This is a genomic window from Arthrobacter sp. Soil_N43 (assembly GCF_057655195.1).
This window is the reverse complement of record NZ_JBDGML010000012.1, coordinates 1-8,437: the sequence shown is the minus strand read 5'-3', so window position 1 is coordinate 8,437 and position 8,437 is coordinate 1. Positions and strand designations below refer to the sequence as shown.

General features: G+C 66.2%; 8 protein-coding genes and 1 pseudogene. 2 read left to right on the top strand and 7 right to left on the bottom strand.

What is annotated here, in order from left to right:
* The 4 genes and pseudogenes from AC3A3W_RS00355 to truB all read right to left on the bottom strand — a co-directional run.
* A pseudogene (locus tag AC3A3W_RS00355) lies at positions 1 to 596 on the bottom strand (HNH endonuclease signature motif containing protein); the annotation flags it as partial.
* A gap of 98 nt (positions 597 to 694) precedes the next feature.
* A complete protein-coding gene (locus AC3A3W_RS00350) occupies positions 695 to 1,153 on the bottom strand; it encodes a hypothetical protein (protein WP_487439911.1) in 459 nt (152 codons plus the stop codon).
* Position 1,154: 1 nt separating this feature from the next.
* A complete protein-coding gene (locus tag AC3A3W_RS00345; protein ID WP_487439910.1) occupies positions 1,155 to 1,508 on the bottom strand; it encodes a hypothetical protein in 354 nt (117 codons plus the stop codon).
* Between the two features lie 2 nt (positions 1,509 to 1,510).
* Positions 1,511 to 2,446, bottom strand: coding sequence for a tRNA pseudouridine(55) synthase TruB (gene truB, locus AC3A3W_RS00340; RefSeq protein ID WP_487439909.1), 936 nt, complete (start codon positions 2,444 to 2,446; stop codon positions 1,511 to 1,513).
* 116 nt (positions 2,447 to 2,562) lie between these two features.
* Between truB and AC3A3W_RS00335 the strand changes: the two genes are divergently transcribed.
* The gene (locus tag AC3A3W_RS00335; protein WP_487439908.1) at positions 2,563 to 3,771 is read left to right on the top strand and encodes a pyridoxal phosphate-dependent aminotransferase; all 1,209 of its coding nucleotides are present in this window, start codon (positions 2,563 to 2,565) and stop codon (positions 3,769 to 3,771) included.
* On the opposite strand, the gene AC3A3W_RS00330 is transcribed toward AC3A3W_RS00335, so the two are convergent.
* The gene (locus tag AC3A3W_RS00330) at positions 3,765 to 4,250 is read right to left on the bottom strand and encodes a nucleoside deaminase (protein WP_487439907.1); all 486 of its coding nucleotides are present in this window, start codon (positions 4,248 to 4,250) and stop codon (positions 3,765 to 3,767) included. The genes AC3A3W_RS00335 and AC3A3W_RS00330 overlap by 7 nt on opposite strands.
* A gap of 176 nt (positions 4,251 to 4,426) precedes the next feature.
* Between AC3A3W_RS00330 and AC3A3W_RS00325 the strand changes: the two genes are divergently transcribed.
* On the top strand, positions 4,427 to 5,536 hold the full coding sequence (locus tag AC3A3W_RS00325; RefSeq protein WP_487439906.1) for a ScyD/ScyE family protein: 1,110 nt from the start codon (positions 4,427 to 4,429) through the stop codon (positions 5,534 to 5,536).
* 69 nt (positions 5,537 to 5,605) lie between these two features.
* Here the strand turns inward: AC3A3W_RS00325 and rbfA are convergent, their stop codons facing one another.
* Both rbfA and infB read right to left on the bottom strand, forming a co-directional pair.
* Positions 5,606 to 6,115 (bottom strand): 30S ribosome-binding factor RbfA, encoded by a 510-nt coding sequence (gene rbfA, locus AC3A3W_RS00320; protein WP_487439905.1) that lies wholly within the window; start codon positions 6,113 to 6,115, stop codon positions 5,606 to 5,608.
* A 257-nt stretch (positions 6,116 to 6,372) separates the two neighbouring features.
* The coding region (gene infB / locus AC3A3W_RS00315) for a translation initiation factor IF-2 (RefSeq protein WP_487439903.1) at positions 6,373 to 8,437 on the bottom strand (2,065 nt) is incomplete at its 5' end.

The window sequence follows — 8,437 nt, the reverse complement described above, 5'->3', positions numbered from 1 at the left end:
CCCGCGGAAACCACCCGTCCGGGCACTGCCGCGATCGTACCCACCGCAGTGGCAGCTTCAGGGATGGCGCCAGTGTCGGAGGCAGCGCCCCTGTCCTCGGGACGCGGTTCGGTGCCCCAGCCGGTGGTCCAGCCCGTGGCTTTGCTGGTGGGGCCGGCGGCCTTAATCGCCTCGGTGCGGGTGCGGTCCACGGCTGCAGCAGCGAGCAGCTGCAGGTACTCGCCCCGGCGGGACAGCTCCTCGGCCAGCTCGGCGAAGTCCGCGGCGTCCGGGAAGCCCGCTACGGCCAGCTCACCGGGTGCGGACTCGGCAGCGGCCTCCAGCAGCACCAGGCAGCGTTCGAGGCAGTCGCTCGCCCCGGCCGCGAAGGCTACCCCGCCCGCAGCACCAAAACCCGCGGCACCCACGCCCGCGGCACCAAAACCGGCGGGAGCCCCGCCGTCGGACGCAGAAGTGCCCGACACAGCGGGTGCGCCGGCCAGGGAAGCAGGGGTGAGAGCCCCTGAATCAGGGACGCTGCGCAGCGGCGAAGTACGGCGGCCCGGCGTTGCTGCCCGTGCCGCCGTACTGTTTTCGCCTTCCCCAATGGCTTCCATATGAACACTCTGCCGGAGGGGTGTGACAGTTTAAGCGCCCGCGGGCATGCCGGCCCAACACATCGCGCGTGGAAAATCGGCAGAAACGGGTCGCGGCGTTATGCCTCAAGCGGGGCCGGCCGCCGGCGGTAGAGCCAGATCAGGCCGAGCACTGGCAGGATGAGCGGGATGAAGGCGTAGCCGCGCCCGAACAAGGACCACACGGTTTCGTGCGGGAACTGGACGGCGTCGAAAATGCTCAGCGCACCCACGACCACCACTCCGACGAGTTCCACCAGCACGGCGACGAGCGACACCCGGAACCAGGTCCGTCCGGCTTTCGCCAGCGAAACAGTGGCCACGACGTACACGAGGGCGGCGAAAGCCGATAGCACGTAGGCCAGCGGAGCCTCGGAGAACTTGGTGAGAATCTGGTAGCCCGCACGGGCGGTGGCCGAAATGGCAAAGATGGCGTAGACGGCGATGAGGAGGCGGCCCGGTCCGGTGTTGCGGGTGTCAGCCGGCTGCTTGGCGGTGTGTTCGGAGGACGTAGCTGTCACGTTGCGTGCTTCTTCCACTTCAGTACCAGATCTGGTTCATTCGCGCGGCCATGACCAAGGCAGTCACTCCCACAGCGGCGAGGACAAAATTGCTCCAGCGGGTCCGCTCCAGGATGGACCAGTACACCGCGGCGACGGGCAGGAGCAGGGCAGTCAGCAGATAGCCCCAGAACTCCCAGGCCTCGCCGGCGATCGGCTCTCCGGCGACGACCCTGACGATCGAGCCCACGAGGTAGACAAGCAGGGCCAGCTCCACGGCGGCCACGGACAGGATGGTGACATCGTTGGGGGCCTTCTTCAGGATTCCCGCGACGGCACAGATGACGGTGGACAGGAGCCCGACGACAAGGATGATGTAGAAATAGGCGTCCACGATTAACCGGCCTGCTCGCTGCTGGCGGCGCCGCCGGTTCCGGGCGCGAAGACGAGGACCGGTTTGGCGAAGCTGCCGCTGTCCGCCAGCAGCGCCACGAGGGACCCGTCGGGAGCAAAGGCGGCGGCTGGGCGGTCAGCGGTGGCCGACTGCGCGGAGCCGGCCGGGGCACCGGCGGCGATGCGGCGGCCAAAGGATATCTCGGTGGTTTCCTCCGCGGTGAGTTCCCGGTTCGGCATGAGCGCACGGGCGGCCTGGGATATGTCGAGCACTTCGAGGTCGTCAGCAAGCTGTTCAAGGGTCCGGGCCTGGTCCAGGGAGTAGGGCCCGACGTGCGTCCGGCGCAGCGCCGTCAAGTGGCCACCGACGCCGAGCGAGCTGCCCAGGTCACGGGCCAGCGCGCGGATGTAGGTTCCCGACGAGCACTCCACTGTCACGTCAACGTCCACCACGGCGCCGTCCCGGTCAGGGCGGATGCCGTGTACCTCGAAGCGGTGGATGGTCACTGCCCTGGCCGCGAGCTTCACGTCTTCGCCGGACCGGACACGGGCGTAGGCGCGCTCTCCGTTGACCTTGATGGCGCTGACGCTGCTGGGAACCTGCTGGATCTCGCCCGTCAGGGATGCGATTCCGGCGCGGATGTCCGCCTCCGTGACAGCGGCCGCGCTGGCCGTGTCCACCACCTCGCCCTCGGCGTCATCGGTGACGGTGGATTCGCCGAGGCGGATGGTTGCCGTGTAGGTCTTCGATGTTCCCACGATGTAGGTGAGCAGTCTCGTGGCCTTGTTGATTCCCACCACCAGCACGCCGGTTGCCATGGGATCCAATGTTCCTGCATGCCCCACTTTCCGGGTACCGGCGATCCGCCGCATACGCCCAACCACGTCGTGGCTGGTCCATCCCTGCGGCTTGTCCACTATTACCAGTCCAGAAAGCACGCCTCCCATTGTATCGGGGCCAACAGGCGGCCGGTTCCGCGGCCTCCGGGCACCTCCCCGGCGAAGCAGTGTGAACACCCTCGGCTGAAAAGCACGACGGGACTAGGATGGCACTCATGCCCGACCTTGCAGCGCACGTCCGCGAAGTCCCCGTCAACCAGATCCGCGAGATCACCGAGGCCGCGTGGCGCACGCCGGGCGCTGTGGTCCTGAGCATTGGGGAACCGGGCTTTTCCCTCCCCCGGCACGTGCTGGACGCGGGCATGGCATGCCTCGACCGCGACGAGACGAACTACACACCGAACGCCGGGATCCCCGCACTGCGGGAAGCCTTCGCGGCAAGGTTCCGCCAGCAGTCCGGTGCCGACATCGGTGCCGAGCGCGTCTACGTGGTTGAAGGGGCCCAGCAGGGCCTGCACTTCGCCATGAGCCTTTTGCTCGCTCCGGGGAATGAGATCCTGATCCCCAATCCCGGCTATCCCACGTTCGCTATGACGAGCAGGCTGCTTCACGCCGTGCCGGTGGGGTATCCGCTGTATCCCGCACACGACTTCCAGCCGCGTCTCGAGGACATCGAAGCACTCATCACGGAGCGGACCCGGGTCCTCATGCTGAATTCGCCGTCGAACCCGCTCGGGGCCGTGCTGGCCGAGGACCTGACCCGCCAGCTCGTGGAACTGGCCCGGCGGCACGATCTGTGGATCATCTCGGACGAATGCTATGAAGCCTTCACGTACGACGTCCCGCACGTGAGTCCGGCCCGCTTCGACAGTGCCGTGCCAGGTGAAGCGCGGGTGTTCACGTCGCTGACGCTGTCCAAGACCTACGGCCTGACCGGGCTGCGGATCGGTGCCCTCGTCTGCCCGCCCGGACTCGAGCAGCAGATGAACAACGTGATGGAGGCGATCGTCTCCTGCGTGGCGTCGCCGTCGCAGTATTCAGCGCTCGCCGCCCTGACAGGGCCGCAGGACTACGTGGTGCAGGCGCGGGATCATTACCGGAGCAACCGTGATGCCGCGTCCGCCCTCCTGCGCTCCAAGGGCATCCCGTTCCTCACGGCGCAGGGGGCGTTCTACCTGTGGGCCGACGTGTCGCACGTGAGCGGCGGCGATGTCCGGTCCTGGGTGCGGCGATTCCTGGCTGAGTCCGGCGTCTCGTTTGCCCCGGGAACGGCGTTCGGATCCATTGGCGAGGGCTGGATCCGGATAGCGCTGTGCGCCACTCAGGCCGACCTCGTGGAGGGCGTGAGCCGGCTCCCCGCACGGGAGCCGGCGACGGCCGGCGCAGTACCGGTCACCGGGACGGGCAGCCAGCCGGGTCAGTAATCGGTGCGTTCGGCGTTGGTAAGCCATGCGTCAAAGGGAGCGCCCGACGTCGGCACGGGGGTGTGCCTGACCGGCAGCAGCTCCGGCCGGGTACCGGCGAAATATTCGTAGAACAGCGCATCGTCGAACCCGGCGGCCGCGGCTCCGTGACGGTCGGCAGCGAAGTAAACACGGTCGATGCGCGCCCAGAGCGCCGCCGCCAGGCACAGCGGGCACGGCTCGCAGCTGGTGTACAGGACTGCACCGCTGAGATCGAAATTCGCGGTTTCCGCAGCCGCGGCGCGAATGGCCACCACTTCCGCGTGCGCCGTGGGGTCGTTGTCCCGGGTGACGCGGTTGACGCCTTCGTGCGCCGTTCCGTCGGCCGTGACCACGAGTGCACCGAAAGGTCCTCCCCCGGCCGCCACGTTCCTCTCGGCCAGGGCGACTGCCTCAGTCAGGTATTCGAGGACATCTGCTTCGGTCGGTTGTGCAGGCATGATCTGATCATAGCCAGACGGGTGGTCATGCCGGGCCCACGGTGGGCGACTTGTTTTCCGCCATCGACAGTGGTCAATTCCCGGGCTTAGAATGCGCGCGTCGGGGGAACCCACAACGGGCCAAATATCAGGTCTCAATGCTCTGGATAAACACCATTGACATTGGAGACAGCAGCATGAAAAAGAAACTATCTATCCTGGCCGTCCTCGCCGCCACCGCCACCATTCTCTCCTCCGCCCCGGCTGTCGGGGCCGCCCCTGCAGCCCCGAAGGTCCTCGCGAAGGGCTTGCTGACTCCCCTGCACGTCAGCGCCGGGTACGACGGCTCGGTTCTCGTCAGCGAAGAGTTCGCCGGCCGTCTGGTGCGGATCGCCCGTAACGGAGCCCGGTCCGTGGTCTACAACAACCCTGCCTGGGACGTGGCGGGCGCCGACCGGCAGCGCGGAACGATCTACTTCGCCGAGAGCCAGGGGGCCGGGCCCATGGATCCCCGCCCGCTGGCCGGGCACATCCGGAGCATCGGCACCGACGGCAAGCACCGCACTTTTGGCGATCTCGCTGCCTTGGAGAATAAGCACAATGCCGACGGCGCCACCCAGTACGGCTTCCGGAACCTGCCGTCCACCTGCGCGGCCAAGCTGCCAAAGGACGTACCGATCTCCTACAAGGGCGACGTCGATTCCCATCCCTACGGCATCGAAATTTCCGGTAATACCGTCTACGTGGCCGATGCGGGAGCCAACAGCATCGTTTCCGTCGATGTGAAGTCCGGCAAGGCCAAAACCGTCGCCGTGCTGCCGCCGCGCCCCCACCGTTTCACTGCGGCGGAGGCGGCGGCACTGAAGATGCCGGCCTGCATCGTGGGGCACACGTACAGGTTCGAGCCGGTTCCCACTGACGTCACCCGCGGTCCGGACGGCTGGCTGTATGTGTCGCTGCTCCCCGGCGGGCCTGAAGATCCGGCCCTCGGCGCCCGCGGCGCCGTTTACAAGGTCCACCCGCACAACGGGACGGTCAGGCTGTTTGCCGACCACGTGATGTCGCCGACCGGCATCGAGGCGGACCACGACGGCAACATCTACGTGGCATCTTTGTTCGGGAAGGGCGTGCTCAGGATCTCCGACGATGACCGGAAACAGCGCGTGCTGCTCTCGGCAACGCTCACCGCTGACGTGGATCTCAGGGGCGACACCCTGTACGCCACGGTGAATGCGCTGCCTGAACCGATGAAGGCTCCGGACGGCCGCGTGGTGTCCCAGCCCCTGACAGGGCACAAGGACGACTGACGAAGAAAGGTGCGGCCGGATCCCGGGGATCCAGCCGCACCTTTTCTGTACTGCCTGCTATCTGTGACCCTACTTGCTCTGGTCCTCATCGATGTCGTCGTTGCCGCTAAGGTCCGTGTCCTCTTCGTCGAAGTCGTCTTCATCGATCTCAACGTCTGCCGGAATGTCACTCTTGTACGGGTCGGCGTCGCCGGCGTGCTTGGCGTTCTCCGCCAGGGCCGCAACCTCCGCGTCGCGCTTCTTCGCGGCGCGGAGCAGCTCCTCCAGGTTGGAGGCATTCACGGGAATCTGGTCCGCAACGAACTCCAGCGTGGGGGTCAGGCGGACGGTGATGTTGCGGCCCACTTCCTGGCGCAGCACACCCCGGGCCTTCTCCAGGCCCTTCGCCGCATCAGCCTGCACGGCCTGGTCACCGAACACGGTGTAGTAGATGGTGGCATGCTGCAGGTCATTGGTCACCCGGGCATCAGTGACAGTAATACCCTCAAGCCGCGGATCCTTGACCTTCCGGCCCAGGGCCTCTGCAACAACAACCTTAATCCGCTGCGCCAACTTGGCAGCGCGTGCCGGATCAGCCATTTCCACTCCTAAATATTTGGATGTACGACTGCGCCGAAACGGTAGCCGTACAAATGTTGGGTTTTGATGCCACGCACCTAAGGCGAGTCTACGACGGACCCCCGTTGGGTTTTTTCCGGCGGCCAGGGAGTGGCATCGGGCCTGCCGAAGCTGGGTGGCCGACGTCGTAAGACGTTGGCCACCCAGCGAAGGGGCGGGGCCGCCGGAAAAAATCCAACGGCCCCCACCCGGCACTGCTCTGATTCGTTAGACGAATACTAGACGCGCGGCTTCTCGCGCATCTCGAAGGTCTCGATGATGTCGCCTTCGTTGATGTCGTTGTACGAACCAAGACCGATACCACACTCGAAGTCCGTGCGGACCTCGGTGGCGTCGTCTTTGAAGCGCTTGAGCGTCTCAACGGTGAGGTTGTCACCGATGATCTTGCCGTCGCGGCTGATGCGTGCCTTCGTATTGCGTCGGATAATGCCCGAGCGAACGATGGAGCCTGCGATGTTGCCGAACTTGGAGGAACGGAACACCTCGCGGACCTCGGCGGTACCAAGCTGGACTTCTTCGTACTCCGGCTTGAGCATGCCCTTGAGGGCCATCTCAATGTCATCAATTGCTGCGTAGATGACGGAGTAGAAGCGCATGTCCACGCCTTCGCGGTCTGCCAGTTCGGCAACACGCTCGGCGGGCTTGACGTTGAAGCCGATGATGACGGCGCTGTCGACCGTTGCCAGGTTGACGTCGTTCTGCGTGATGGCACCGACACCGCGGTGGATAACGCGGAGCTGGACGCCCTCGCCGACATCGATCTTGAGCAGCGCGTCCTCGAGGGCTTCCACGGCACCGGACACGTCACCCTTGAGGATGAGGTTGAGGGTGTCGATCTTGCCTTCGGCGACGGCCTGGTCGAAGTCTTCCAGGCTGATGCGCTTGCGGCGCTTGGCCAGGGCGGCGTTGCGGTCGGCTGCTTCACGCTTCTCGGCGATCTGGCGGGCGGTGCGCTCGTCAGCGGTCACGAAGAAGGTGTCACCGGCGCGCGGCACGTTGGACAGACCCAGCACCTGGACGGGGCGGGACGGGCCGGCCTCGGTCAGGGCGCTGCCGTCGTCGTCGAACATCGCACGGACACGGCCGTGGGCCGTACCGGCAACGATCGTGTCACCGACGCGCAGGCTGCCGGACTGGACCAAGACGGTGGCCACGGAACCGCGGCCCTTGTCGAGGTTGGCTTCGATCGCGATACCGCGGGCGTCCTTGTTCGGGTTGGCGCGCATGTCCAGGGCAGCGTCTGCGGTCAGCAGGACAGCCTCGAGCAGCTCGTCGATGTTGAGGTTCTGGCGGGCAGAGACCTCCACGAACATGGTGTCGCCACCGTATTCCTCGGGAACCAGTCCGTACTCGGTCAGCTGGCCGCGGACCTTGTCCGGGTTGGCGCCTTCCTTGTCGATCTTGTTCACAGCCACGACGATCGGCACGTTGGCCGCCTGGGCGTGGTTGAGGGCCTCAACGGTCTGCGGCATCACGCCGTCGTCCGCTGCGACCACCAGGATGGCGATGTCGGTGACCTTCGCACCACGGGCACGCATGGCGGTGAACGCCTCGTGGCCCGGAGTATCGATGAAGGTGATCTTGCGGTCTTCGCCTTCGTGGTTGTGCGTGACCTGGTAGGCACCGATGTGCTGCGTGATGCCGCCGTGCTCGCCCGCCATGACGTCGGACTTGCGGATGGCATCGAGCAGGCGGGTTTTACCGTGGTCGACGTGGCCCATGACGGTGACTACTGGAGGACGTGCCTCAAGGTCTTCGTCGCCTTCTGCTTCCAGCTCAGCGTCGAAGTCGATGTCGAAGGTGCTGAGCAGCTCGCGCTCCTCGTCCTCCGGCGAGACGACCTGAAGCTTGTAGCCAAGCTCCTCGCCCAGCAGCGCGAAGGTTTCCTCATCCAGCGACTGCGTGGCCGTTGCCATCTCACCGAGGTGGAAGAGCACGGTCACCAGCGCGGCGGGGTTCGCCTCGATCTTGTCGGCGAAGTCCGTGATGGACGAGCCACGGCGAAGCCGGACTACGGTGTTGCCGTCGCCGCGGGGTACGCTCACGCCACCCAGCGACGGGGCGCTCATCTGCTCAAGTTCCTGACGCTTTGCACGCTTCGACTTGCGCTGCTTGCCACGGCCTGCGCCGCCCTTACCGAAGGCACCCTGGGTTCCGCCGCGACCGCGACCACCCTTGCCGAAGCCGCCGCCGGCCGGAGCGCCGCCGCCTGCACCGGGACCGCCGGTTCCGGGAGCGCCGCCTGGACGGCCCGGACCGCGGCCACCGCCGCCGGGACGTCCT